The sequence below is a fragment of the Fictibacillus sp. B-59209 genome, from assembly GCF_036216745.1.
GTDB classification, from domain to species: domain Bacteria; phylum Bacillota; class Bacilli; order Bacillales; family Fictibacillaceae; genus Fictibacillus_C; species Fictibacillus_C marinisediminis.
Window position 1 is genome coordinate 1 of sequence record NZ_JARMMC010000026.1, and the last position, 24,684, is coordinate 24,684.

Annotated in this window: 25 protein-coding genes; 7 read left to right on the forward strand and 18 right to left on the reverse strand. The window is 46.8% G+C overall.

Going from position 1 to position 24,684, the window contains the following annotated elements; all coding sequences use genetic code 11:
- Nucleotides 1-93: 93 nt before the first annotated feature.
- The gene (locus P4361_RS19565) at nucleotides 94-267 is read right to left on the reverse strand and encodes a hypothetical protein (RefSeq protein WP_328090616.1); all 174 of its coding nucleotides are present in this window, start codon (nucleotides 265-267) and stop codon (nucleotides 94-96) included.
- Between the two features lie 206 nt (nucleotides 268-473).
- Between P4361_RS19565 and P4361_RS19570 the strand changes: the two genes are divergently transcribed.
- From P4361_RS19570 to P4361_RS19590, 5 genes are all read left to right on the forward strand, one after another.
- The gene (locus P4361_RS19570) at nucleotides 474-1,871 is read left to right on the forward strand and encodes a sigma-54 interaction domain-containing protein (protein WP_328090618.1); all 1,398 of its coding nucleotides are present in this window, start codon (nucleotides 474-476) and stop codon (nucleotides 1,869-1,871) included.
- Between the two features lie 153 nt (nucleotides 1,872-2,024).
- Nucleotides 2,025-3,365: an aspartate aminotransferase family protein gene (locus tag P4361_RS19575; protein WP_175501747.1), complete on the forward strand. Its 1,341-nt coding sequence runs from the start codon at nucleotides 2,025-2,027 to the stop codon at nucleotides 3,363-3,365.
- A gap of 19 nt (nucleotides 3,366-3,384) precedes the next feature.
- Nucleotides 3,385-4,761, forward strand: coding sequence for an NAD-dependent succinate-semialdehyde dehydrogenase (locus tag P4361_RS19580; protein WP_328090619.1), 1,377 nt, complete (start codon nucleotides 3,385-3,387; stop codon nucleotides 4,759-4,761).
- Between the two features lie 47 nt (nucleotides 4,762-4,808).
- A complete protein-coding gene (locus tag P4361_RS19585) occupies nucleotides 4,809-6,206 on the forward strand; it encodes an amino acid permease (RefSeq protein ID WP_328090621.1) in 1,398 nt (465 codons plus the stop codon).
- Between the two features lie 119 nt (nucleotides 6,207-6,325).
- Entirely contained in the window at nucleotides 6,326-6,850 is a 525-nt protein-coding gene (locus tag P4361_RS19590; RefSeq protein ID WP_328090636.1) for a DinB family protein, read from the forward strand.
- 162 nt (nucleotides 6,851-7,012) lie between these two features.
- Here P4361_RS19590 and P4361_RS19595 read toward each other — a convergent pair whose 3' ends face one another.
- From P4361_RS19595 to P4361_RS19675, 17 genes are all read right to left on the reverse strand, one after another.
- Entirely contained in the window at nucleotides 7,013-7,546 is a 534-nt protein-coding gene (locus tag P4361_RS19595; protein ID WP_328090622.1) for an XRE family transcriptional regulator, read from the reverse strand.
- Nucleotides 7,547-7,558: 12 nt separating this feature from the next.
- Nucleotides 7,559-8,500 (reverse strand): oligopeptide/dipeptide ABC transporter ATP-binding protein, encoded by a 942-nt coding sequence (locus tag P4361_RS19600; RefSeq protein WP_328090624.1) that lies wholly within the window; start codon nucleotides 8,498-8,500, stop codon nucleotides 7,559-7,561.
- Nucleotides 8,497-9,462, reverse strand: coding sequence for an ABC transporter ATP-binding protein (locus P4361_RS19605; RefSeq protein ID WP_328090625.1), 966 nt, complete (start codon nucleotides 9,460-9,462; stop codon nucleotides 8,497-8,499). The genes P4361_RS19600 and P4361_RS19605 overlap by 4 nt, the downstream gene beginning before the upstream one ends.
- Before the next feature lie 12 nt (nucleotides 9,463-9,474).
- Complete coding sequence (locus tag P4361_RS19610) at nucleotides 9,475-10,356, reverse strand: ABC transporter permease (protein ID WP_328090626.1); 882 nt, start codon at nucleotides 10,354-10,356, stop codon at nucleotides 9,475-9,477.
- A 10-nt stretch (nucleotides 10,357-10,366) separates the two neighbouring features.
- Nucleotides 10,367-11,371, reverse strand: a complete 1,005-nt coding sequence (locus P4361_RS19615) for an ABC transporter permease (protein WP_091002502.1) — start codon at nucleotides 11,369-11,371, stop codon at nucleotides 10,367-10,369.
- A 22-nt stretch (nucleotides 11,372-11,393) separates the two neighbouring features.
- Nucleotides 11,394-12,983, reverse strand: a complete 1,590-nt coding sequence (locus tag P4361_RS19620) for an ABC transporter substrate-binding protein (protein WP_328090627.1) — start codon at nucleotides 12,981-12,983, stop codon at nucleotides 11,394-11,396.
- Nucleotides 12,984-13,040: 57 nt separating this feature from the next.
- Nucleotides 13,041-13,706 (reverse strand): M15 family metallopeptidase, encoded by a 666-nt coding sequence (locus tag P4361_RS19625; protein WP_328090628.1) that lies wholly within the window; start codon nucleotides 13,704-13,706, stop codon nucleotides 13,041-13,043.
- 347 nt (nucleotides 13,707-14,053) lie between these two features.
- A complete protein-coding gene (locus P4361_RS19630; protein WP_328090629.1) occupies nucleotides 14,054-14,614 on the reverse strand; it encodes an AAA family ATPase in 561 nt (186 codons plus the stop codon).
- 80 nt (nucleotides 14,615-14,694) lie between these two features.
- Nucleotides 14,695-14,787 (reverse strand): putative holin-like toxin, encoded by a 93-nt coding sequence (locus P4361_RS19635; RefSeq protein WP_231689193.1) that lies wholly within the window; start codon nucleotides 14,785-14,787, stop codon nucleotides 14,695-14,697.
- Nucleotides 14,788-15,036: 249 nt separating this feature from the next.
- A complete protein-coding gene (gene hxlB, locus P4361_RS19640; RefSeq protein WP_091002495.1) occupies nucleotides 15,037-15,585 on the reverse strand; it encodes a 6-phospho-3-hexuloisomerase in 549 nt (182 codons plus the stop codon).
- Nucleotides 15,578-16,219 (reverse strand): 3-hexulose-6-phosphate synthase, encoded by a 642-nt coding sequence (hxlA, locus tag P4361_RS19645; protein ID WP_328090630.1) that lies wholly within the window; start codon nucleotides 16,217-16,219, stop codon nucleotides 15,578-15,580. Before hxlA ends, hxlB begins: the two co-directional genes overlap by 8 nt.
- Nucleotides 16,216-17,502 carry an MFS transporter gene (locus P4361_RS19650; RefSeq protein WP_328090637.1) on the reverse strand — a complete coding sequence of 429 codons (1,287 nt, stop codon included), beginning with the start codon at nucleotides 17,500-17,502 and terminating at the stop codon, nucleotides 16,216-16,218. The genes hxlA and P4361_RS19650 overlap by 4 nt, the downstream gene beginning before the upstream one ends.
- A gap of 220 nt (nucleotides 17,503-17,722) precedes the next feature.
- Nucleotides 17,723-18,481, reverse strand: a complete 759-nt coding sequence (locus P4361_RS19655) for a xylose isomerase (RefSeq protein ID WP_328090631.1) — start codon at nucleotides 18,479-18,481, stop codon at nucleotides 17,723-17,725.
- Between the two features lie 22 nt (nucleotides 18,482-18,503).
- Complete coding sequence (locus P4361_RS19660) at nucleotides 18,504-19,505, reverse strand: LacI family DNA-binding transcriptional regulator (RefSeq protein ID WP_328090632.1); 1,002 nt, start codon at nucleotides 19,503-19,505, stop codon at nucleotides 18,504-18,506.
- A gap of 82 nt (nucleotides 19,506-19,587) precedes the next feature.
- The gene (locus tag P4361_RS19665; RefSeq protein ID WP_328090633.1) at nucleotides 19,588-20,235 is read right to left on the reverse strand and encodes a bifunctional 2-keto-4-hydroxyglutarate aldolase/2-keto-3-deoxy-6-phosphogluconate aldolase; all 648 of its coding nucleotides are present in this window, start codon (nucleotides 20,233-20,235) and stop codon (nucleotides 19,588-19,590) included.
- Between the two features lie 21 nt (nucleotides 20,236-20,256).
- Nucleotides 20,257-21,213: a sugar kinase gene (locus tag P4361_RS19670; protein WP_053356762.1), complete on the reverse strand. Its 957-nt coding sequence runs from the start codon at nucleotides 21,211-21,213 to the stop codon at nucleotides 20,257-20,259.
- A 201-nt stretch (nucleotides 21,214-21,414) separates the two neighbouring features.
- Nucleotides 21,415-21,807, reverse strand: a complete 393-nt coding sequence (locus P4361_RS19675; protein WP_062237388.1) for a hotdog fold thioesterase — start codon at nucleotides 21,805-21,807, stop codon at nucleotides 21,415-21,417.
- A gap of 531 nt (nucleotides 21,808-22,338) precedes the next feature.
- Between P4361_RS19675 and P4361_RS19680 the strand changes: the two genes are divergently transcribed.
- Together P4361_RS19680 and P4361_RS19685 are read left to right on the forward strand one after the other, a co-directional pair.
- Entirely contained in the window at nucleotides 22,339-24,081 is a 1,743-nt protein-coding gene (locus P4361_RS19680; RefSeq protein WP_328090634.1) for an ABC transporter ATP-binding protein, read from the forward strand.
- 107 nt (nucleotides 24,082-24,188) lie between these two features.
- Nucleotides 24,189-24,638, forward strand: coding sequence for a hypothetical protein (locus P4361_RS19685; RefSeq protein WP_328090635.1), 450 nt, complete (start codon nucleotides 24,189-24,191; stop codon nucleotides 24,636-24,638).
- Nucleotides 24,639-24,684 lie beyond the last annotated feature (46 nt).

Below are 24,684 nucleotides of genomic sequence, written 5' to 3' on the forward strand. Positions count from 1 at the left end.
AGCGTGACAGGTGAGAATCCCGCCGGTGCTTGCACCAAGAGGCTCACCGCACGCCACGCGGAAAGCGAGCAGCCTGGAACGGAAATCAACAGCTTACAGACTTCTTGGACAGCCCCTTTTGCTCAATAATCTTATAAGCTCCTCTTGATTTTCACGAACAGAAATCATCTCTTTTTCCATTTCGTCCAATCTCTGTTTTAAAGGGAGCAATGCTTCCTCAAGCACGTGCTGCAGCCTTTCTGCTTTTTCATTTTTAGTCATTTCCATAATTATCGCTCCAATTTTATTTTTGTCCTGTCTCTAAGTTAATTCATGTGCTCAAAAGAAGCTGTGAGCCAAGTCACATAAATCGTTACTTTTATGAAATTACAGGTGCAAAAGCCTGGTAATTAAAGCCACTCTTCGCTCATTTCCTCCGATCTATGTTATCCTAATTATCAGAATTATGTTGCGATAGTTAGGGAGATGTGGGTATGACAGATCAAAGAGAACTGCTTGAGCTTGAAATCGAAGGAATCATCAACGAATCTGGCGAGAATATCATCGTTACCGACAGCGAGGGATTTATTTTGCGTGCGGTCAAAAACAGCGAGGAGATGTATGGCATCTCGTCCGAGGAGCTTGTCGGAACGTCCGTCAGAGAGCTCGAGCAGAAGAAAATCTTTAATCCGTCCGTGACGCTAAGGGTAATCCAGCAGAAAAAGCCGGTCACCTTCATGCAGAAAACGGGCACCGGTAAGATCATCATGACCCGCGGTGTACCCATCTTTAATGAAGAAAACGAGATTAAGAGGATCATCAGTTTTTCACATGATATGACAGAAATTGAAGAACTGAAAGGCGAATACGAGAAACTGCAGCTGAAGATGATGCGTTATGAAAACGAAATTGAACAGCTTCGCGGCCGTGAAATTGTGCCATCCGATGTGGTCATCAACAGCAAAGCGATGCAAACCGTGTGGGGACTTGTCCATAAGGTCGCAAAAAGTGACGCCACTGTCGTACTTCAAGGAGAATCCGGTGTTGGAAAAACGGTATTCGCTAAAGCGCTTCATAACGGAAGTGACCGGAAAGACAAGCCGATGATCGAGGTGAACTGCGGGGCGATCCCTGAGAGCCTCTTTGAATCCGAGATGTTTGGATATGAAGCAGGCGCCTTTACCGGGGCGGCCAGCAAAGGAAAAATGGGGCTCATCGAACTCGCCGATCATGGAACACTCTTTTTAGATGAAGTCGGAGAACTGCCGCTTTCCATTCAGGTCAAACTTCTCAAAGTGCTGCAGGAAAAGAAGGTAACCAGAATGGGAAGCACGAAGAGCCGCACCGTAAACTTCCGGCTCGTAGCGGCAACAAACCGTGATCTCCAAGCGATGGTGAAGGCCGGTACCTTCCGGGATGACCTTTTTTACCGATTGAATGTGGTGCCGATCAGCATTGCCCCGCTCCGGGATCGAAAAGAAGAAATCCATCAGCTGACCGAAACCTTCCTGGACAAATTCAACGAAAAGTATGATACCGATAAAACGATGCACCCATCTGCGCTTAAAGCCTTCTGGCAGTATGATTGGCCGGGCAATGTGAGAGAGCTGGAGAACTTAATGGAACGGCTCGTCGTCACGCTCGAAAACAAGACGATCCTGCCTGACCATCTGCCGTTTACGCAAAAAGTGGAGGAAGATGGCGTTCCAGAATACGATGCACAGAGTTCTTCCCTGCAGGAGGCGTTGGAACATGTGGAAAGAAACTGGCTGCTTCGTGCCTGCCGAGACTGCAAGTCCACCTATGAAATGGCAGACTATCTGGGGCTGAGCCAGCCTACTGTCGTTCGCCGTCTTAAAAAATACAATATCGATTCAAAAACGAATCATTGATTCTGAAACGAATCAAGATACGTAATGTTTAATTCACAAGTGAATTAAACACTTGTTCAAAACCTTATATCACTGTTTGGCACGGAACTTGCAACTATCTTTTGAAAGCGCTTATAAATCTGAAAAGTGCAAACATACTGGCAAAGGGTGGTTATGATGGAAACTCAAAAATCATATGAACAATTGGCAGAACTTGATAAAAAGCATTTTTTGCATCCAACAACAGCAATCAAGCAGCAGCAGGCAACGGGACCTGATTTTATTTTAACGAAGGGCGAAGGCATCCGGTTGTATGACCTGAAAGGAAGAAGCGCCATCGACGGCCTCTCCTCTCTTTGGAACGTGAACATCGGGCATGGGCGCGAGGAAATCGCTCAAGTCGCTTACGAGCAGATGAAAACACTCGGCTACAGCTCTTGCTTTGCGACCTTCAGCAACGAGCCGGCAATCAAACTGGCCGCAAAACTGGCTGAAATCGCACCAGGCAATCTGACCGCGACCTTCTTTACATCAGGCGGATCTGAATCCAACGACACGGCCTATAAGCTCGCACGCCACTATTGGATCTTAAAAGGCCAGCCGGAGCGGAAGAAAATCATCTCCAGATCGCAGTCCTACCACGGGGTAGCGATGGGAGCGACAAGCGCGACTGGCCTCAAGCCGTTCCGTGATTTCACGAACTCCTTGGCTCCGGACTTTTATTATGTGGATCATTTTTCACCGCAAGCACTCAGAGACAAGATTCAGGAAGAGGGCCCTGAAACGGTTGCTGCTTATATCGCGGAACCGGTTCAAGGAGCTGGCGGCGTTCATATCGCACCGGATGGTTATTTTAAAGAAATCAGAAGCATCTGTGACGAGTTTGGCATCCTTTTTATCACGGACGAAGTGATTACTGCATTCGGCCGTACCGGTACGTATTTCGGAATCGACCATTATGATGTTGCGCCTGACATGATGTGCTTCGCAAAAGGGATCACAAGCGGATACGCCCAGCTCGGCGGTGTCATGATCTCAGAAACGATGCACAACGATTTTATCGAGTTGTCAGAAGGAACACTTCTTCACGGCTACACCTACAGCGGACATCCGATGGCCTGTGCCGTTGCATTGAAGAATCTGGAGATCCTTGAACGAGAGAACTTAATCGATAATGCCCGTGTGATGGGTGAAGAATTGCTGAAAGGCTTTAAACAGATCCAGTCAGAACGCTCGATTGTCGGTGACGTCAGAGCACTCGGCCTCATAGGAGCGGTTGAACTCGTGAAGAACAAAGATACCAACGAACGATTCCCGGAGCCACTCGCTCCAAAAGTATTGGCAGAAGCGGCGAAACGCGGGCTCATCATGCGTTCTGTTACGTTCGATAACCAGGATACGCTCGTATTCGCACCGCCGCTGATCATCAATAAACAGGAAATCAGCGAACTCATCCAGATTTTAAACGAAGCGATCGAAGCGGTAGAAAGCAAAGCCGTTTCAACATTTAACTAGAAACGACAGGAGGGATTTCATGCTATCACTGATCGAAGTAACCAACCCGGCAACAAACGCCGTAGTCGATACCGTACCGAACGGAGGACGAGAAGAAGCCCGTGCGTCAGCGGATGCCGCTTATATTGCGTTTAAAAGCTGGTCGAAACGGACCGCTGAAGACCGCGCTGCCCTGCTTATGAAATGGCACCAGCTCATTGAAGAATCCAAGCTGGAACTGGCCGAACTCATGACAAGTGAACAAGGAAAACCGTTAAAAGAAGCGATCGGCGAGATCACCTACGCCAACAGCTTCATTTCCTGGTATGCGGAGGAAGGAAGACGGGTGTATGGGCAAACCATTCCCGCTTCACATCCAGACAAGCGAATCCTCGTGCAGAAGCAGCCCGTCGGTGTGATCGCCGCGATTACGCCATGGAACTTCCCGGCCGCCATGATTACGAGAAAAGTGGCTCCTGCTCTTGCTGCAGGATGTACGGCGGTCGTCAAGCCAGCGGAACAAACACCTTTAACGGCCATCCGGCTGGCTGAACTTGCTGTGGAAGCCGGCATACCACAAGGCGTGCTGCAGGTCGTAACCGGAGAAGCAGCTGAGATCTCGGACGCCTGGATGGAAGACACACGCGTGCGAAAGATCTCGTTTACAGGTTCTACTGAAGTCGGCAAGCTGCTCATGCGGAAAGCTGCCGATACCGTGAAAAAGATTTCCCTGGAACTCGGCGGACACGCTCCCTTTATCGTGATGGAGGATGCCAATATTGAAAAAGCCGTACAGGGATTGCTCGCTTCCAAGTACCGAAACGCTGGCCAAACGTGCGTATGTACAAACCGCGTGTATGTTCAGGATTCGATCGCTGAGGAGTTCAGCACCGCTTTTGTAAAAGCGGTTTCAGCGCTAAAAGTAGGAAACGGCTTGGAAGACGGAACGGACATCGGGCCGTTAATTGATCTAAACGCTGTTGAAAAAGTACAGCAGCATGTACAGGACGCTCTGGAGAAAGGCGGAACGCTTGCTTGCGGCGGATCATCTCATGAGGGCTCCCTGTTCATGGAGCCGACCGTCATCACAAGCGCAACCGACGACATGCTCTGCATGAACGAAGAAACGTTTGGACCGCTGGCACCAATCGCCACGTTCAAAACGGCAGAGGAAGTCATCGAGCGGGCCAACAACACACCTTATGGCCTTGCAGCTTATGTTTATACAGAAAACCTAAGCCAGGCACTCACCCTTTCCGAAGAGCTCGAGTATGGCATCGTCGGATTGAACGATGCCTTGCCATCCGTCGCTCAGGCACCATTTGGCGGAACGAAGCAAAGCGGATTGGGCCGGGAAGGCGGCCATTTTGGAATCGAGGAGTATTTGGAAGTGAAATACGTTTCCATCGGCTTATAGCATTTTGAACCATACTTTCACTATAAAAGTTAGGGAGGCGAAAACGATTGAAGAATAAAGAAGGACTGCAGAAACAACTAAAAACAAGGCACATCACGATGATTTCCTTGGGAGGCATTATCGGAGCAGGGCTGTTTGTCGGCGCAGGCTCCGTCATCAACTCTACCGGACCGGCAGCCGTCATGTCGTATGCATTTGCCGGCATACTCGTCGTGTTCCTTATGCGGATGCTTGGCGAGATGGCCGCCCGCAATCCGGACAGCGGCTCATTTGCCACCTACGCCCGTGAAGCCATCGGGCCTTGGGCAGGATACACCATCGGCTGGCTCTACTGGTTCTTCTGGGTCATCGTCATCGCCATCGAGGCTGTAGCCGGCGGAGCGATTGTTCACGGATGGATTCCTTCCATTCCGATCTGGACATGGAGCCTCATCTTAACCGTCTTGCTCACCATGACCAACATCTTCTCCGTTAAATCATTCGGAGAGTTCGAATATTGGTTCGCATTAATCAAAATTGTCGCCATCACGCTATTTATGGGAATCGGATTGGCGATCATCTTCCATCTGTTCCCGGGCATTAAATCTCCGGACACAGCCAACCTGGTCGGAAGAGGCGGTTTTGCTCCGAACGGATTAAGCTCTATTTTCCTTGGGGTAGCAACCGTCATCTTCGCCTACTTTGGGGCTGAGATTGCGGCTATTGCGGCAGGCGAATCAGAAGATCCGAAAAAGACGATCCGGATCGCCATCAAAAGTGTTGTCTGGCGTATTCTCATTTTCTACATCGGTTCCGTCGCCATTCTCGTTACCTTGCTGCCGTGGAACTCAACAACCGCGCTGGAAAGCCCGTATGTAACGATGCTGAAGATGGTCAACATTCCAGGTGCAGGCCTGATCATGAACATTGTTGTCCTGACGTCTGTGCTTTCCTGTTTGAACTCAGCACTCTATACGAACTCACGCATGATTTATTCTCTCGCTCAGCGTGGAGATGCACCCAAAGGATTCCTTAAGCTGAGCAAGCAAGGCGTTCCGGTCCGGGCGGTTTGGGCAGGAACCATCGTTGCCTTTATCGCTGCCATCTTTAACTTTGTATCACCGGACAAGCTGTTTCAGTTCCTCGTCAACGCATCCGGTGCTATCGCCTTGATCGTATACCTGGCGATTGCCATCTCGCACATCGTGATCCGGCGTCGAGCAGAGGCTAATGGCGAAGCCCTTGAATTGAAAATGTGGCTCTTCCCGGGCTTATCGTACTTTGTGATCGCAAGCATCGTCGTCATTCTCGTGTCGATGGCATTTATCAGCTCCATGCGCTCACAGCTGCTCCTTACCATGCTCGTAACAGCAGCAGTCATCGCATCCTATTTCTTATTGAAAAAGAGAAATGAAGCCGAGAGAAGCCGTTATGAAGAAAAAACGGCGAGCCCAATGATTGATTAAATAAGGAAGCCCCGCCCTTTTGCTGGTTTGCTGGCTGGAGGGTGGGGTTTTTGCGTTTTTATGGCTGGAGGAATTTCTGATCGTTTAGTTGAATTTCATTTACAGAAAGGAGTGGTATGATGAATTTTAGTATGACAGAAGCGATAGAAATTCTGGAACGCACCCCGCAATCATTAACGTATTTTTTGTCCGATTTATCCCCTGGCTGGCTGCAATGCAATGAAGGCGAAGGAACGTGGAATGCAGATGAAGTAATCGATCATCTCATTGAGGGAGAGAAAAGCAACTGGATCCCAAGGCTGGAGATGATTCTTAGGGACGGTGAAAGTAAACCTTTTCCCCCGTTTGATCGCTATGCTCATATAAATGATGAACCTGAGACGCCGATTGAACAAAAGCTGGCTGAGTTTAAAACGATTAGAGAACAAAATATCACCCAACTGAAGAAACTGATCCAAGAAGAGTCTCTTCTTGAATCGAAAGGCAGCCACCCTGCATTTGGACCGGTGAAGACGCGGGAACTCATTTCGACGTGGGTTGTTCATGATTTAACGCATATCGCTCAAATCGTGCGTGTGATGGCTGAGAGATACAGAGCAGACGTCGGGCCGTGGGTTGAATATTTGGGGATATTGAAGAAGTAAAGCATGGTAGTTTACCATAATTGCAGTTTGGACAGTAAATGTGGGAGATTGGACAGTATTTCTCTCATTCTGGACAGTAAATCCTGTATTTCGGACAGTATTTTCCCTCACACATCACAAAACAACCCACGCGGCCTTAGCCGGGTGGGTTTCCTAATTTACTTACATCGACGTCATCGCCCAAATCGACACCGACACACCCTCTCCAGAATTAATATACCGGTGAGGCGTCGTGCTAGAGAAATGTATGCTGTCTCCTTCATGAAGATGAATCTCTTTTTCTCCCAAAATAACCTTCAGTTCACCCTTCAGCACAATCCCGCACTCTTCACCCTGGTGAGAAACAAGCTCTGCTTCACTCATTTCCCCCGGCTCGATCTCGACCATCAGAAAATCGAGTTTCCCACCGCGGTTTGGCGTCAGCTCATGGTACTTTACCTTTTCATCAGAAAGCTGGATCAACCGGCGCTGCTGTTTCCGTACGACGAGCTCATCTTCTTCCACACCTTCAAAAAAGTAATGCAGAGGAACACTCAGACTGCTGCAGATTTCCCAAAACGTGCTGACCGTGGGATCGACCAGTCCTCGCTCAATCTGAGACAGCAGGCTGGGGCTTAATCCGGTTTGCAATGCGAATTCCTGCAGCGTGAAGTTGCGCTGCTTCCGCAGTTCTCGAAGCCGCTCTCCCTGAATCAAAGCTACTCCTCCTTATTCTTGGAGATGACAGGCAAAGCCATGCTCCTCTGTCTTATTTTCAAACGGGGGAGCCTTCAGGCAAACCTCCATCCGGAAAGGACAGCGATCATAAAACACACACGCCTCATTCCCCGCTTTCACTTCAGCAGGCTGTGCAAAACTTAACTTTTCCGCATCCTCTGACTCAAAAATACTCGGCAAAGACGAAAGCAATATTTTTGTATACGGATGGCGCGGCCGTTCAAAGAGCTCAGCTGAAAGGCCCAGCTCCACAATTCTGCCTTTGTACATGACCGCTATCTGATCACACATGTATCGAATCACAGACATGTTGTGGGAAATGAACAGATACGTTAAATTACGTTCTCTCTTCAGCTCCTTCAGCAAATTCAGCACCTGTGCCTGAACCGAGACATCCAGTGCAGAGGTTGGTTCATCCAGCACGATAAACGAAGGATCAGTGATGAGTGCACGGGCAATCGCAATCCGCTGACGCTGCCCGCCGCTGAATTCATGCGGATAGCGGTCAAGGTGCTCCGCTTTTAATCCGACCCGTTTCATCAAAGAAATAAGGCGCAAGCGCTCTCCTTTTTCTTTTCGCTGCTTGCTGTTCAGTGCCAGCAGCGGCTCGAGAATAATATCCTTCACCCGCATCCGCGGATCGAGTGAAGACTGCGGATCCTGAAACACGGTTTGGATTTCGCCCGGTCGGGGACGCTTAAATTTGTTTTTTTTCCATAAAGAATTCCCTTGGTAATGAATTATTCCATTTGATGGCACTTCCAGGCCGATCAGCATCTTTCCGAGCGTGCTCTTCCCGGAGCCTGATTCACCGACAAGTCCGAGAACACTTCCTTTTTTAACACGAAGATTAGCGTCACTGACCGCCTGAATCACATGCTTCCCTTTAGAAAACGACTTCTCCACTTTTTCAAATTGAATGAGTGTGCTCAATGGCTTGTCCCCCTCAACCAGCAGGCTGCTGAACGGTTATCTGAGACCGGTTCAAGAGCAGGCGCAGAAACACAGCAAATGTCGATAGCTTTGCTGCACCTTGAAGCAAAGGCACAGCCGGCCGGCCGGTTCTGAAGATCTGGAACTTCACCTGGAATCGCTTTTAACGGATGTCCGGGATCCGCCAGATCAGGAAGGGCGTGAAGCAGTGCTTCCGTATACGGATGAGAAGGCGCGTTCAAGACCTCTTCTGTCTTCCCTTCCTCCACCACCTCTCCGGCATACATGACCATCACTCGGTCGCACACCCTGGACACAACACCTAAATCATGCGTGATCAAAAGGACGGACGTCCCTCTTTTGGCATTCAGCTCTTTGATCAACTGTAAAATTTCCTGCTGAATGGTAACATCAAGGGCAGTTGTTGGCTCATCGGCGATCAGCAGATCGGGTGGTGCAGACATCGCAAGTGCAATCACAATCCGCTGGCGCATGCCTCCGCTCAATTCAAACGGATACTTTTTAGCCACAAACTCAGGATCATGGATATGCACATCACGCAAGGCTTGAACGGCCAGCCGGTACGCTTCTTTTTTCGAGACGCCGCGATGGCGCTTCATCACTTCTGCGAGCTGATTCCCAACTTTCATCGTTGGATGCAGGGCGGTCATCGGCTCCTGAAACACCATGCCGATCTTCTTGCCCCGAAGGCTCTGCATCTCTTTTTTTCCAAGCCTCATAAGGTTCTGTCCCAGATAGGAGATCTCGCCGTTTGAGATGTGAGCGTTGGAGCCGAGCAGCCCTAAAATGGATAGAGCGGTCACCGATTTACCGGAACCCGACTCCCCCACAACCCCTAAAATTTCTCCTTTATCAATCGAAAGGCTGACATTGCGGAGGGCCTGAACCTTTCCTCTCATGCCTGTAAAATCCACACATAAATCTTTCATCTCCAATACCATGATGCACCCCTCCTAACGTCCGGCCTTGGGATCCAGAATGTCACGGATCCCGTCACCGATTAAATTTAACGAACCTGCAGACAGGAAGAGGAACAATCCAGGAAACGCCGGGTACCACCAATAATCCAATAAGTATTTCCAGCCAATGCTGATCATCGCGCCCCATTCCGGTGTGGGCGGCTGAGCTCCCAAACCGAGAAAACCGAGCGTAGCGATCATGAGGATGGCATCGCCGACATCAAGAGTCGCTTGAATGATGACCGGTGACACGGAGTTTGGAACGATGTGTTTCACAATGATCCGCCATGGGTTAATCCCGAACGATTCTGCAGATTTCACGAACAATTTTTCCTTAATAACGAGCGACTCGCCCCGAGCAAGCCGGACATAGACTGGTATTTTTACGATCGCTATGGCGAGCATCGCGTTTTGCAGGCTCGGTCCAAGAGCAGCAGCAAGAGCCATCGCCAGAATCAGCGTCGGAAAGGCCATCACCATATCCATGATCCGCATAATGATTAAATCCAGTAGGCCGCCAAAATAACCCGAAACCGTTCCTATTAGAATTCCGATGATACTCGCAATGATGATAACGGTAATCCCGACACCAAGCGAGATCCTTGCTCCGTACAAGATCCTCGTTAGAATATCCCTTCCTACTTCATCCGTACCAAACCAGTGATGAAGCGACGGTGCCTGAAACTTTTGGGAGATATCAATTTGCGTTGGGTCATAGGAAGTCAAGACCGGCGCAAGCAGCGAACAGAGGACGATGAATGCCAGAATGCCTATGCCCACCCACGTCATCTGGTTTTGTTTCAGCTTGTACCAGAAAGGGTGAACCGCCTTTATCGGCTGGGGCGGATTGGTTTCCCTGTGCAGAGGTGTCTCCATGTCCTCCCTCCTATCCTTTAATTTGCGGATCCAAAACGTAATACGTCAGATCCACAATGAGATTGATGATGACGTATCCGACCGCGATCAGCAGGGTAAAGCCCATCATGGCCGGAAAATCAAGATAAGCAATCGAGTCGACCACGTATTTCCCCATACCCGGCCAGCCAAAAATCGTTTCAGTCACCACGGCTCCCCCTAAGAGTGAGCCAAAGGAAATGCCGACGACGGTAATAGTGGGAATCAAAGCATTTCTTAGTGCGTAGCGGAAGAACAAGAAAGGCCCATGAATGCCATTGGCAATCGCTGTACGAATGTATTCCTGCTCCATAATTTCAAGCATGCTTGCCCGCACCTGCCGCGTAATGACCGCTAATTGCGCGTAAGACAGCACGATGGCCGGCAACAGAATATGATGAAGACTGCTTTTCAGTGCGACCATATCTCCGCTCAGCAGACTGTCCAAAATATAAAAGCCTGTGATGTGAGTCGGCGGATGGATGTTGATGTCCAAACGTCCGTTGGCTGGAAACCATCCCAAATAGCCGTAAAAAATTAAAATAATAACAAGCCCGCTCCAAAATACAGGCGTGGAAACTCCGCTGATGGAAAAGATCCGGCTGGCATGATCCCAGATGCTGTTCTTTTTCACTGCCGCCAGCACACCGAGAGGAATGCCGATGCCTAAGGCAAAGAGAAAAGCAATCACCGCCAGTTCCATCGTCGCCGGGAAAAAGGCTTCCAGATCATCCAGGACCGGCTTTTGCGTACGGATAGACGTTCCGAGATCACCACTAACTATTCCTTTCATGTACGTTTCATATTGAATCCAAAGGGGCTGGTCCAACCCGAGCTGCTGGCGTACCTGCTGCAGGGTTTCCTGATTGGCCCGCTGCCCGACCATCATCCGGGCAGGATCACCCGGAATGACGTGGGACAGCAGAAAGGAGACCAAAGTGACGCCAAACACGACGAAGAGAAGGAGGCCCATTCGGTTTAGAATCATCTTCTTCATGTTTCAACACTCCACTTGTCTGTTATTTGGACATATCTGCAAGGTTATACATGCTCTCGAGCATCGGATTGTACACGAAACCTTTTACGTTTTTGTTCATCGGAAGCAGGAAGTCCTTCTGATACAGAAGAATGTAAGGTGCATCATCAATGACCATGTTCTGAGCCTCCTGATACAGGGCCTCACGCTTCTTTTCATCGTTTAACGTGGCCGCTTTCCTCAGCTTCTGATCGACGGCATCACTTTTGTAAAACGCACGGTTACCGGCAAGTCCGAAGTTCTTGGAATCAAACCAGTAGTTCATGAACGCGTACGGATCACCGAAGTCCGGGCTCCACATTCCAAGCGCCAGATCAAAATCGCCTTTGTCGATCATTTCCCTTGAAGTCGCGTATGCTACTTTTTTCAGGTTCACTTTTACACCAATGTCCTTCAGGTTCGACTGAATGGTTAACGCCTCCGTTTCCCACCAGGTTTTGTTGTCCGAATACAGAAGGTCCAGGCTCAAATTGGATACGCCTGCTTCTTTCAAAAGCGATTTTGCTTTTGCTTTGTCATACTTGTACTGCTGTGCTTGGTCGTCATGGCCCCATAAACCTTTAGGAATCGGTCCGCGCATCTGTGTTCCGTACCCTTGCTGTACTGCGTCGATCAATTTATTGTAGTCGATAGCATAGTTCAAAGCCTGACGTACTTTCTTGTTCTGAAGGGCTTTATTGCCTTTGCTGGAGTTGACGTACACATATTCCACAAGCAGACTTGGTTCCTGAAGCAGCTTGGCGTTTTTCATCTTCTTCACGCTGTTGACCTGATCTACAGGAATGCCTTCCGCGACATCAATCTCGCCTTTTTCCAGCTGAAGACGCTGTGCGGATGGATCGGCAACAATTTTAAAATAAACCTTCTTAAACGCTGGTTTTTTAGCAGCATACTTGTTCTGATCCAGTCTCACATACTCGCCTTTCTTCCATTTTGCGAGTTTATAAGGGCCGCTTCCCATCGTTGTTGTCGCAAGATAGTTTTGCCCTGAGTCACCGTTCTGTTCATGCTCCATGACTTTTGGGTTTACAATGCTTCCGTAGTTCGCTGCCAGTGTTGATAAAAAGGGAGGAAAATTTTCTTTGAGTTTAAACGTGATGGTTGCAGGATTTTCAGCCTTAATTTCGGAAACGAGGCTGTATACTTCTGAGGGGCCTTTTGCAATTTTCTTGAGGCGTTCAAAGCTTTTTTGGACCGCTTGTGCGTCCACTGGGGTTCCGTCAGCAAACTTATGGCCTTCGTTCAGGGTGAACGTCCACGTCTTGCCATCCTTGCTTACTTTCCATTCTTTAGCGAGTCCGGGTTTTACTTTCGTGCTTGCTCCGTCATATTCCACAAGGCGTTCATATGCCGGATATGTAAGTTTCCATGCGGAATTATCCATTGTTACTGCGGGATCAATGGTACCTTGGTCAGCAGTCGTCGCAATCGTCAGGACATCCTTTCCGCTTGTGGCTTTTGAATCCTTCGAATCCTCACCATTGGATGGTGTTGCGTTTGAATTCTTCACACAGGCCGATAGCAAAGCAAGAATCATTACAGCAATGAGTAACAAACTAAGTTTCTTTTTCATCGTTCTCCTCCATAACCCTTAATAGTTTTGTGAAAAAGTTATGCCGATTCTAGGAGCCTATTTCGAAATACCAAAATAGAGAATGCTGTTGCCTGTTGCGCTGGCCCACCTCCGATTCCCATAATCATAGTGCCACCATTCTTCCGCGTTGGAAACAAAGCCCGCCTCCTCCATCACTCTTCGCAAAAGCCGGCGGTTATCCCGAATGGTTTCTTCCTGCTGAGTCAGCTTATCCTTTTTTTCATACCACTCAAGCTCTGCCTTTTCAGTAAAATCATCAAAGTCCGTCCCCATGTCGACCCAGCCGTTCTCGTCCGCAATCGTCAAATCCACCGCTCCACCCGTAAGGTGCGGCGAAGGCTTCGTAAGATCACGAGTCGGAATCGCTACATACTTTGAGATTTCTTCCTGGATTTTTTCCTGGGTGAGGTTTTGTTCTTCAAGGTCTGCTTTAATAGCTTGATAGATGGACAGCTGAGTTTCATAGGATCGCCAGCCGTCGAGGATAACCAGCTTCAGGCCATTAGGGAGCTTTTCTGCTGCTTTGATGAGTTTTTCCACCGTGCCTTTTCGCAAAAAACAATCGTTTTCTGATCCTGGCAGATTCATGCGGTAATAGTAAGGAAACACTTCAATTCTAGGGGAAACGCGGGATAAAGAGATGAGAGGGTCCTGCTGATCAATTAAAAATACGGTCGGATCTGAGTTGGTTCCTTCTGGCAAATAGTTACACCTCTTTTCAATAAATTGAATTTTCTAACAATATATTAAACATAATGATATATTTAATGACAAATTATTGCAATAATGAATTGGAATATTTGTGAGTGAGGTTTAGGTTGGCAGTTTACCATAATACCGGTTTGGACAGTAAATATCTGTTTTTGGACAGTAAATTTTGATTTTGGACAGTATTTCCCTCATTTCGGACAGTAAATCTCACGTTTCGGCTTGTATTCTCATTCCCACACCACAAAAACAACCCACTCGGTCTTAGCCGGGTGGGTTTCGTAACTAGTTTTGCTCCATTTCATGCGACTTTGAGGCAATATTACTAAAATACTTCACTTTTACAGCTGAAACTTCTCTTTAATCATCCTCGCTGTTTCACCAGCACTCAAATGTGTATTATTGATCCTCAAATAGTTCTCTCTCTTAATCTCACCTTCAAGGGAATTAAGCCTGTATTTATCCATAGAGGTTACAAGGTCATTTTCCGACCACTCCAGATTGCGTTTCGTCGGCTTCTGCTCCAAACGAAACTCGCTCTTGTTCCGCTCCAATCGTTCTTCCACATCGGCCTCCAGCTCGACAAAATAAACCTCTGCACCCTTTGACTCGAATATCCTGCAAACCTTCTCTACATAGTCCCAGTCACTCTGTTCGTTAAACGCCCACACATAGGTGAAAATCAACCCATAAAGGTCACTTTTGGCTATTTCTTCAAAGATCTGCTCCCGAAAGGAGTGAACGAGACGGCTCCCAGCTTTCGATCCGTAATCGAAAAAGTGATGAACCAATTCAATCGTCATATGATTGTGAAACAGCTTTAAATCTGTTAATTTAGTTAATTCGTGTCCAACGGTCATCTTCCCGACCGCCTGCGGACCAAATAGTAATACGAATTTCATAGTTCCTCCTGCGCTGTATGGTTTCATCCTATTATTCCATAAAGCAAGGCTTATCTCCTGTTGTAACGGACCGTTCCTTACTAGGACTTCTTATCATGGTTATGAAAATCGAGAACAGCGATAACAAACATTCCAAAACTAAGCATTAACGAGATGACTTCGAATGTGTTCATTAACATCGCCTCCTTTATTTTCAGTCTCCCCGGCACCAAATTTGTCCTATACAGTTTTTTTGGAAAATTTCAGCTGAATCTGGAGCGGTTTGAGGACGGAATTGAGCCTAACTGGCAATTAATTGATCCGTTCTGAAAATTCAGACTTCTCCACACAAGCAATAATCCCTCCTTACAAAAAAGAACCCCGAAGTCACCAAGACTTCGAGGTTCAAAACACTCACTAAATCGATTTAGTTTTAATCAGCACTATTCCAAATTACTATGACGCATAAAAGCCGATTCATTATCTTCTGTTTGCCTTGCTCCATAGCTCAAGCAAACCGCGTCGCAAAAAACGTGTACACATTGATCGAAAAGAGAACCCAAAGGCTGAATGCTTGCTGCTTCGTTATCTCCTCTGTACTTTGTAGCTGCAGGAAGATACGCCACAAGGGTTGCATGCCCAGCTAATTCAGAATCCGTTTTTGTTGTAATGGCAATGACCGGGCATCCAAGCTCTCTTGCCTTTTCAGCCGTATTCACAACACTTTTGGTTGTTCCTGATCCGGACACTGCTACAACCACATCACCCGATTCCAAAGCCGGAGTAATCGTCTCCCCGACCACGAAAACGGATGCGCCTAAATGCATTAATCTCATAGCGAAAGATTTCGCCATAAATCCTGATCTGCCCTCACCTGTTACAAAAATACGTTCCCCCAATCCTATCTGCTCCGAAACAGACTCTACGAGATTGGGCTCAACCTGGTTCAACACACCTTGTATCTCAAGCAATATGCTGTTCAAATCATTCATGAGCATTCTCCTTATGCTGTTTTGCCATCTCATAAAAGGTTTTAGCAGCAAGCGCTGGATCCTCAGCCTTTGTGATGCCAGACCCGATAATGACAACGTGAGGATCATATTTTGCTGTGTCAGAAAAGGAATCAATCGAAATCCCGCCGGCGACCGCTGTATTTACTTGCTGGCCAGAAAAAGACGGGACATGCAACCGGCCATGATCTTCTCCGCTTTCCTGCTGATCTTTACTTACATGTGTACAAAGGATAGCATCCTCCAATTGACTGCACATCTTTACTTGTTCCTCTGATGTGTTAAGCAGATCAATCATGACCTGTTTGCCATGTCTCTTAGCCGTCTCCATACAGGCTTCAATAGAGACAAGAGGGGCTGTTCCGAGCACCGTTGCCACATCGGCACCTGCTGCAAAACAAAGCTCAAATTCATAAACGGCATTATCAAACGTCTTACTGTCTGCCACGATCGTTTTATGAGGAAAAGCTTCCTTTAAACTCCGTACACTTTCCATACCGAATTCTTTAATCAACGAAGTGCCTACCTCAATCCAGTCGATATACGGCTCCACTTTTTCAACTATGGACAAAGCTTCTTCAATCGATAACCGATCCAGAGCAAGTTGAATATTCACAGGGACTGAGCCTCCATTTTTTGAACGCTATGCTCATTGTTGATTTTCACAAGCAATGTAAAGATGACCGATAGCACAAGGGAACCTGCCATAAAGATATAGGATGCGCTTGGTCCGCCCGTCGCTCCGTTCAGGTAACCTACAAAATAACTGCCTACAAATGATCCTAAAGCACCCATGCTATTGATCAAGGCCATGGCTCCTCCCGCAACGTTTCGCGGCAGAATCTCTGGAATGATGGCAAAGAACGGCCCATATGGTGCATACATTGCCCCGCCAGCGATCACTAAGAGACCAAACGATACCCAGAAGTTTGACGTGCCTACTGCATAGGAACCATAAAATGCGAGGGCACCGATCAGCAGTGAAACCCATACAAAGCTTTTACGATTGAGGGTTTTATCAGAGTAATAGGAAACGAGCAGCATTCCGATTACCGCAAGAACATAAGGTGCTGCAGAAAGCCAGCCTGTGGCCACGATGTCCATTTTGGATGCTTTCGAAATAATGGAAGGAAGCCACATCACAAAACCGTAAACACCAATGCTCCAGAAGAAATATTGCAGGGAAAGATAAATGACTTTCTTTGATTTAAAGGCTTCACGATAATTTTTTACAGGTTTCATCCCTGTTTGTTCTTTTTGAAGCTCAGTTTCCAAATTCTTTTTCTGCTCAGCTGTCAGCCATTTCGCTTCTTTTGGACGGTCATTTACGAGCTTCCACCAGATGAATGCCCATAGAATGGCAGGAGCTCCTTCAAAAATAAACATCGTACGCCAATCGAACGCTTTTAACAAATAACCGGATAAAATAGACATCCATAAAACCGTAACCGGGTTTCCTAAAATTAGAAATGTGTTGGCACGAGAACGCTCAGCCTTTAAGAACCAGCCGCTTAAAAAGACGAGCATCGCCGGCATAACAGCGCTTTCAACAACGCCCAGAAAGAAACGGATAGGATAAAGCCAGGTGACATGGGTTGCAAAACCGGTAGCTGTTGCAAGACCTCCCCAAAGAATCAATGACCAGAAGACGAGCTTCTTTGCACTTTTCTTTTCAGCATAGATCGCTCCGGGAATCTGAAAAAAGAAATAACCTAAAAAGAATAAGGAAGCCAGGAGGGATGAAACAGAAGTCGTAATATTCAAATCTTCACCCATTCCACCTGCAACACCAAAACCATAGTTCGCACGATCAAGATACGCTAAGCTATAGGTAATAAAAGCGATTGGAATTAAGATCATCCAGCGCTTTCTACTTGCTAATGGATCGATACTCTTCATCACAGTACACACTCCTTCAGTTTTAAGCTGTTTTCGTAACCTTTGTTGCTCTTAGTAGTGGTTGATCTCCGTTTCAGGCTGCTCGCTTTCCGCGGGGCGGGCGGTGAGCCTCCTCGGCGCAGGCGCCTGTGGGTCTCACCTGTCCCGCTGCTCCCGCAGGAGTCTCGCACCTTACACTCCAATCAACTTGTCAATGAGGTTTCTTACAAAGTAAGTATGGTCATGCATGGGCAAGAAGAGAAGTATAATTTAACGCTTCATCACCATCCGTTAAAGGAAACTCAATGGCTCTCGGAATATCAGTTGAAAAATACCGAATGAGGTTCTTCCATTCGGAAGCATCATCATTGGGCAATGGCAGGGTTACAAGTCTATCATTCCGTTGGTCTACGTATTTAAAATGCAGATAGACCACATATTCAGATAGTACTTTTGCGGCAGACAAAACGTCTTCCCCTGTAAACGCCCAATTCCCAATATCAAATGTCATTTTTACAGGAACCTGCAGTGTCTTTGATTCCTTAAGGAAATGGTGGATTTTTTTAATGGAACCGCCATGTGCCGTCTGATCATTTTCAATCGTAATTTGCAAATCGAGATTCTCTATTTTTAATGAAGCAAGCCATACTTTTAACTCCATGACGCTTGATGTTTGCATGTTGTAATGGCCGAGTGAGAATTTCACAATGGAGGCACCGATTGTAATCGCTTCCATAATAGTCAATGCAACCTCCTCTTTATTTAACGATCCTGACTCATTAAATAATTCAACAGGTGCCGAATAAACGGAGGCTAAATGATACTCCTCCAATTGGGTGCGAAGTTCTTGCAAAGAGAACGAATCGCCAGTAAAAAGTTCTCTTCTGATCTCCGCACCTTGTGCCCCTGCATGAGTTATCTGCGGAAGAAAATGCTCCTGTCCCTTCTCTAAGACTTCTTCTGCCTGAAAGGAATTTAATGTAATAAAGATATTCTGCATATATTCCCCCTTACCCGAGGGATCAGTCTGAATCTCTTTCGATAAGACTTGGCTTATAGCGAAAGACCCCTAAATCCCGCTCGTCTTTGTTTTTGATCTGGCTCAGCAGCAGGTCAACGGCTTTTCCCGCCATTTCAACCGCTGGCTGCGCTACTGTTGTAATAGGAGGCGTAAAAAAGCTTGCGAACGGCACTTCATCAATGCCAATCACTGCTGCGTCGTCCGGGATGCTTAAGTTCCGCTCCTTCATAAATCTCAGCACTTCATTCAGGACAATATCATTTCCGGCCAATATCGCGTCCGGGGGTGCAGGAAGGTTAAACATTTCCTCAAGTACTGCCGGCAGCTGATCGACAGCTGCACTCTTCACATACTCTTCTTTTACCGGAAGGCCGTGGGCATTCAAAGCATTCCTATACCCCTCAAGGCGTTCGATTCGCGGGGTTATGCTGCGAATAATCGATGTAGTAACCAGCGCGATTCGCTTGCGGTCATTTTTCACCAATTGATCAACAGCCAGTTTTGCTGCCATATGGTTATCGAGCATAACCGTGGCAATGTTCAAATCCTTAATCGTTCGGTCCACAAAAACAACCGGAAATTGCATTTGCTTCATTCGTTCATACAGATCGAGGTTGCTGCCTGTCGGGAAAATCATGATTCCATCCACTTGCTTGGCCAGAAGCATCTCAATATACTTCTTTTCTTTTTCCGGCTCGTCGTCTGCATTGCAGACGATGATCTGATAGCCTTGTTCGTGAAAAGCATCTTCCATAGCTCTTATGATCTGAGTGGAAAAGGTATGAAGAATATTGGCGACCACTACCCCAACCGTAAACGTTGCTTTTTGCTTTAAACTCCGTGCTACAATATTAGGCTGATAGTTTAATTCCTCAATGGTCACTTCAATTTTTTTCTTTGTTTTCTCGCTCATATAATCAAAACGGCTGTTTAAGAATTGAGAGACCGTGCTTTTTGATACTCCTGCATGTTTGGCTACATCTGCTATCGTAATGTTTTTCATGTCATCATCCCCGTCTTATTCATTCAATCCAAACATTATAAGACACCTGAAAGTGCTTTACAATCGGGGAATTAGAGTGGCCTCAGCGATCAGCCGCCACCTCCGGGAATTGATTCAATGTATGGATATACTTTCTGCTTAACGACACAGCTTCTTCATAACCGCCCTTTTGGTAGGCTTTTGTCAGATCGCTGCCAACACCGACAGCAACTGCTCCTGCATTGAGCCATTCATTCATATTGTTCAGCGAGATTCCACCGGTAGGCATGATGCGCACATTCGGCAGAGGACCATTAACCGAGCGGATAAAAGAAGGATCAAAAGCATTGGCCGGAAACAGCTTCAGCACGTCACACCCAGCTTCAAGCGCTTTTGCCATATCTCCAATGTTCATGCAGCCCGGCAGATATGGAACACTGTACCGGTTACAAAGTGCTGCAATATCTTTCACGAAGTGGGAGCTGACAATAAACTGAGCTCCCGAGAGAATGGCATGGCGAGCTGTTTCTGAATCCATGACAGAGCCTGCTCCCAAGAGAACATTCAACTGTCTTAGTTCCTTAAATACCTCTACTACTTGAGGGGTCGTATAGGTAAGCTCAATGGCCCTAATTCCTCCATCTATGGCCGCTTTAGACACTTGTACAGCTTCATGGCTATCTTTGCCGCGGATGACTGCAACGACCTGTGATTCCATCAGCTTCTGAAAAACTGAGTATTTTGGCAGCATCTTTTCTCCTCCTTTCGTCATTTAGCGTTCAACCACTGCTTCCTTGTTGATAAAAGAAAAAACTTCTTCCAATAGCGGCAAGCCTTCATTATCACCGGAAACCGTGGTGACAAGAGCTCCCACAGCATTGGCAAATTCCAGTCGTCTTTCCGGTTCAAATCCATGAAGAAGAGCGTACAAATATCCGGCATCAAATCCGTCCCCAGCCCCAACTGTATCGACAGGATTTACCGGGAATGCCTCCTGATGCAGCCATTGATGATGGGAATAAAGCGCCGAACCCTGGGCTCCGTCCTTAATGACAAGCTGGCTGATGGAATAACGTTCAGCAAATGATGTTAATTCCTCTTCCTCATCACTTCCGATAATACTCTTGATCTCATCCCGGCCTGTCAGCAAAATATCGATGGCTGGAAATAGCGTTTGATACGCCGCTCTTGCTTCATCTATGCTCCACAGCTTTAACCGTATGTTCGGATCAAAAGAAATCAGTAGGCCTTTTTCTTTCGCTATGGCGATCACCTTTTGGACAATATCCATATTTTTTCGGTGAATCGCCAGAAAGACACCTGTCAGGTGAACAACATCAATGCCTTCAAACATCTCCTCCTTTATATCATCAGGTTCAAGGGTTAAAACAGGTGATTGATGGCGGTAGTAAAAGGTTTTTCCTGAACCATCTTCACGGATTTCCTTTACATTTAAAGAAGTGGGATACCCTTCCACAAAGGCAACATCATCCACATCCACCCCTTCACCTTTGGCAAAGTTATAAATAACTCTTCCAAACTCATCCTTTCCGAGCCGGCTGATCCATTTTGAACGAAGATCCAGTCTGGCACAGCCGATGGCAAAGTTCAGTTCTGCTCCTCCTACTTTTCTTTCAAAAGTCGAAACAAATCGTAATGGTCCAGTGCTTGCTGGATTTAAGGTGATCATTGCGTCACCTAAAGTTAGGATTCCATAGTTCAATGACAAATTCATACCCCTTTCTTTTTCTAATTACGGCAAGAAGAGCTTGCTGTAAGGGTATTAAAAAATTACTAAATCGGTTTGGTAAACCGGTTTAGTAGAATTCTAAATGAAAACCCTTACAAATGCAATCATTATTTTTCTATCAACTTTTTAAACTTGAAATCAATAAAAAGAGACTTCCAGGAAGCCTCTTTTTGATCATATCTATTTCTTCTTCATAATCGCCATCGTACACCGGGAAACACAAACAAGCTTTCCTTCCTCATCGGTAATTTTGATGTCCCAGACCATGGACGTTCTGCCTTTATGCAACGGTGTGGCTGTAGCTGTAACGATCCCGTCCCTCTTGCCTCGCAGATGGTTGGCGTTGATCTCCATTCCGACTGCCATCTCCGTTTCCTCATCGATAAAATGATAGGTTCCGATACTGGCGATCGTTTCTGCCAGTGCGACAGACGCCCCGCCGTGCAGCAAACCAAACGGCTGATGGGTCGCTGAGTGCACCGGCATGGTGGCTACCGCTTGGTCGTCGGACAGTTCCACAATTTCAATTCCCAGTGCTCCCAGCATCGTATCTTTCAAATTTTTCATTTCCATACCAAACACACCCCTTATGTAAATTGACTATATTTTCAGAATATATGAGTATGGGCCGACAGACAAGAAAAATGCCACTCCCATAAGAATGAAAGCCGCTATTCAGGGATTACTGGAGCGTTACTCGCGATTCGACATGAATTACTAGCGAAAACGCATTGATTACTTGCGATTTTGCTGCCATTACTCGCGAAAATGATGACTTTACTCTCGATTTTGCCTCATTAACTCACGAAACACATCATTTTCATAAAAACGCACCCCCGCATCTCTCATTTTCGTCTGTTCCATCTCAGTTCATTTTTTCCGTGGTAAACCCTTACCTTTATTTATATTTAAAAAAACTGAATAATTTGCGATTTAAATTCGCTGAGAAATCGCTTACAATAAAGGCAACTAAGAACAAGGAGGAATTCAAATGAAAAACATGAGAACTCAAACACTCCAAACATATAAGGGTGGAACACGTTCTTAAATGTAAACGGTGCGCCCCCTTATGTGTGCCTAGCTAAAAACACAAAGGGGTAAATCATGCATTTTCCAATAAAAAAATTTCTCTCCTATTACAGACCGTATTTACGTTTGTTTCTTTCGGTATTGGCTTGTGCCTTTATCGCGTCCGCTGTGACTCTGATTCTTCCGCTGCTCGTTCGGTACATTACGAAGGATGTTCTCGAAGGAGACTTGTCCATTGCGCTGAGTAAAGTGTACTGGATCGGCGGGCTGATGCTCTTTTTAGCCGCCGTTCAGAATATCGGAAACTACTTTGTGGACTACAAGGGCCATGAAGTCGGCGGCCGGATGGAACGTGATATGCGCAGTGAGCTGTTCGCGCATATGCAAAAGCTTTCGTTCAGCTTTTACGATAAGGAAAAGACAGGCCAGCTCATGTCCCGCATAACGAATGACCTGCTGCTGCTTTCCGAGCTTTATCACCATGGACCCGAAGACTACATGAAGTATCTCGTCCGCTTTCTTGGGGCCTTTGTAATCCTGTTTATGATCAATGCGCCATTAACGCTCGCTGTTTTCTGTTTCTTGCCGGTCATCGGTATCTTTTCTTTGGTTCTCAATAAAAAGCTTAACCGGTTATTTAAAAGAAACAAAGAGCGGATCGCAGACGTGAACGCACAGGTTGAGGATAGCCTTTCCGGAATCCGGGTCGTCAAATCGTTTGCCAATGAACATGTAGAAGTCAGGAAGTTCAACCAGGAAAATCAGCGGTTTTTCGAAAGCCGAAAGAGTACGTACAAAGCTGAGGCCATCTATTACGATGGCGTTGAGACGCTCATTCAGTTGATTACGATCACGGTAATTGTCTTCGGCAGTGCCAGTATCGTCCACCACACGCTGGATCTGGCGGATTTGATCACGTTTCTTCTCTATATCGGTTATATGGTCGAACCGATTCAAAAGCTGACCCATATGAGTACCCAGTTACAGGAAGGAATAACCGGCTTCCAGCGCTTTATGGAAATCATGAACTTACAACCGGCGATTGAAAGCAAGCCGGATGCCCTGACACTAACAAAGGTACATGGCGACATTGAGTTCAAGCACGTTTCTTTCCGTTACGAAGGCCATCTGGACCCTGTCTTCGTTAATCTGTCGCTTCATGTACGTCCGGGAGAATATGTTGCATTGGTCGGTCCCTCCGGCGCGGGAAAAACGACACTATGCTCGCTCATCCCCCGCTTTTATGATGTGACAGACGGAGATGTCCTGCTCGACGGATGGAGTGTTCGGGAGCTTGACCTGAAGTCGTTACGTAATCAGATCGGTATCGTTCAGCAGGATGTATATCTCTTTGCGGGAACCGTGATGGATAATATCCGCTACGGCAGTCCAGAAGCGAGTGATGAGGAAATTATGGCGGCAGCCAAACATGCCAATGCCCATGACTTTATCATGAGTCTGCCCAACGGCTACCACTCCGAAATCGGACAGCGGGGTGTCATGCTTTCCGGAGGCCAAAAGCAGCGGCTAAGCATCGCTCGGGTATTCTTAAAGAACCCGCCCGTTCTCATTTTGGATGAGGCAACGAGTGCATTGGATAACGAGAGTGAGAGCATCATTAAGGACTCACTGGAATACTTGGCAAAAGGGCGCACAACAATTGTCATCGCTCACCGCCTTTCCACCATTCGCAATGCAGAGCGGATTATCGTCTTAACAGAGGATGGCATTGAGGAAGAAGGCACACACGAGGCGTTGCTTGCCCGCGGTGGCGCGTATGCGCACCTGTATTCCAAGCAGTTTGAATTACAAGCATAATTGAAAAATCGGCTCCCATCTCCGGGGCCGATTTTCTTTAGTTGATCTGTCCTAGGACAAGTTCTGAATGCTGGCATATACTATAGCATCCTAGGGGGGACAACAAAATGTTTAATTATCGATTGAGGGAACAGTTCCTTTTTGCCGCCAGTGACGAAACCATTGCTTGTATGTTAAGTGCACTCGCTGACAAAGGCGGAAACATCACGGCTTTTGAACAGACACGTGCGGCAGGAAACCGGACATTCCTGAATACGGTGAGGCTGGTCATTGGAAATGATGAAGGTGAAAACAGCGATGATCTCCGCACCTTGAAAAAGATACTAAAAAAGCTTGGTGTATATTATAAGCAGAAAACCGTCATTCAGTTTATTTTCACACCAGACGTACCCGGCCAGTTTAGCGCTGTATATAATCTACTGTGGTGCAGGGTGACCATTAATGCTTTTTATATCGGAGAAGACAATACCTTTTATATGGACGTGTCAAATATCGAGAAGGCACAGCGCATCTTATCCAATCCAAACAGTAAACCTTGCCATAAAAATGCTGAATAAATAGAAAAGGGCTGTCCTGAAAGTTGAAAATTGACCTTCAGGCAGC

Excerpts from the sequence above, each read along its gene's own strand:
- P4361_RS19565 (WP_328090616.1), bottom strand. The coding sequence starts at position 267 with ATGGAAATGACTAAAAATGAAAAAGCAGAAAGGCTGCAGCACGTGCTT.
- P4361_RS19570 (WP_328090618.1), top strand. The coding sequence starts at position 474 with ATGACAGATCAAAGAGAACTGCTTGAGCTTGAAATCGAAGGAATCATC.
- P4361_RS19575 (WP_175501747.1), top strand. The coding sequence starts at position 2,025 with ATGATGGAAACTCAAAAATCATATGAACAATTGGCAGAACTTGATAAA.
- P4361_RS19580 (WP_328090619.1), top strand. The coding sequence starts at position 3,385 with ATGCTATCACTGATCGAAGTAACCAACCCGGCAACAAACGCCGTAGTC.
- P4361_RS19590 (WP_328090636.1), top strand. The coding sequence starts at position 6,326 with ATGAATTTTAGTATGACAGAAGCGATAGAAATTCTGGAACGCACCCCG.
- P4361_RS19605 (WP_328090625.1), bottom strand. The coding sequence starts at position 9,462 with ATGGTATTGGAGATGAAAGATTTATGTGTGGATTTTACAGGCATGAGA.
- P4361_RS19610 (WP_328090626.1), bottom strand. The coding sequence starts at position 10,356 with ATGGAGACACCTCTGCACAGGGAAACCAATCCGCCCCAGCCGATAAAG.
- P4361_RS19615 (WP_091002502.1), bottom strand. The coding sequence starts at position 11,371 with ATGAAGAAGATGATTCTAAACCGAATGGGCCTCCTTCTCTTCGTCGTG.
- P4361_RS19620 (WP_328090627.1), bottom strand. The coding sequence starts at position 12,983 with ATGAAAAAGAAACTTAGTTTGTTACTCATTGCTGTAATGATTCTTGCT.
- P4361_RS19630 (WP_328090629.1), bottom strand. The coding sequence starts at position 14,614 with ATGAAATTCGTATTACTATTTGGTCCGCAGGCGGTCGGGAAGATGACC.
- P4361_RS19635 (WP_231689193.1), bottom strand. The coding sequence starts at position 14,787 with ATGAACACATTCGAAGTCATCTCGTTAATGCTTAGTTTTGGAATGTTT.
- hxlB (WP_091002495.1), bottom strand. The coding sequence starts at position 15,585 with ATGAATGATTTGAACAGCATATTGCTTGAGATACAAGGTGTGTTGAAC.
- P4361_RS19650 (WP_328090637.1), bottom strand. The coding sequence starts at position 17,502 with ATGAAGAGTATCGATCCATTAGCAAGTAGAAAGCGCTGGATGATCTTA.
- P4361_RS19655 (WP_328090631.1), bottom strand. The coding sequence starts at position 18,481 with ATGCAGAATATCTTTATTACATTAAATTCCTTTCAGGCAGAAGAAGTC.
- P4361_RS19660 (WP_328090632.1), bottom strand. The coding sequence starts at position 19,505 with ATGAAAAACATTACGATAGCAGATGTAGCCAAACATGCAGGAGTATCA.
- P4361_RS19665 (WP_328090633.1), bottom strand. The coding sequence starts at position 20,235 with ATGCTGCCAAAATACTCAGTTTTTCAGAAGCTGATGGAATCACAGGTC.
- P4361_RS19675 (WP_062237388.1), bottom strand. The coding sequence starts at position 21,807 with ATGGAAATGAAAAATTTGAAAGATACGATGCTGGGAGCACTGGGAATT.
- P4361_RS19680 (WP_328090634.1), top strand. The coding sequence starts at position 22,339 with ATGCATTTTCCAATAAAAAAATTTCTCTCCTATTACAGACCGTATTTA.
- P4361_RS19685 (WP_328090635.1), top strand. The coding sequence starts at position 24,189 with ATGTTTAATTATCGATTGAGGGAACAGTTCCTTTTTGCCGCCAGTGAC.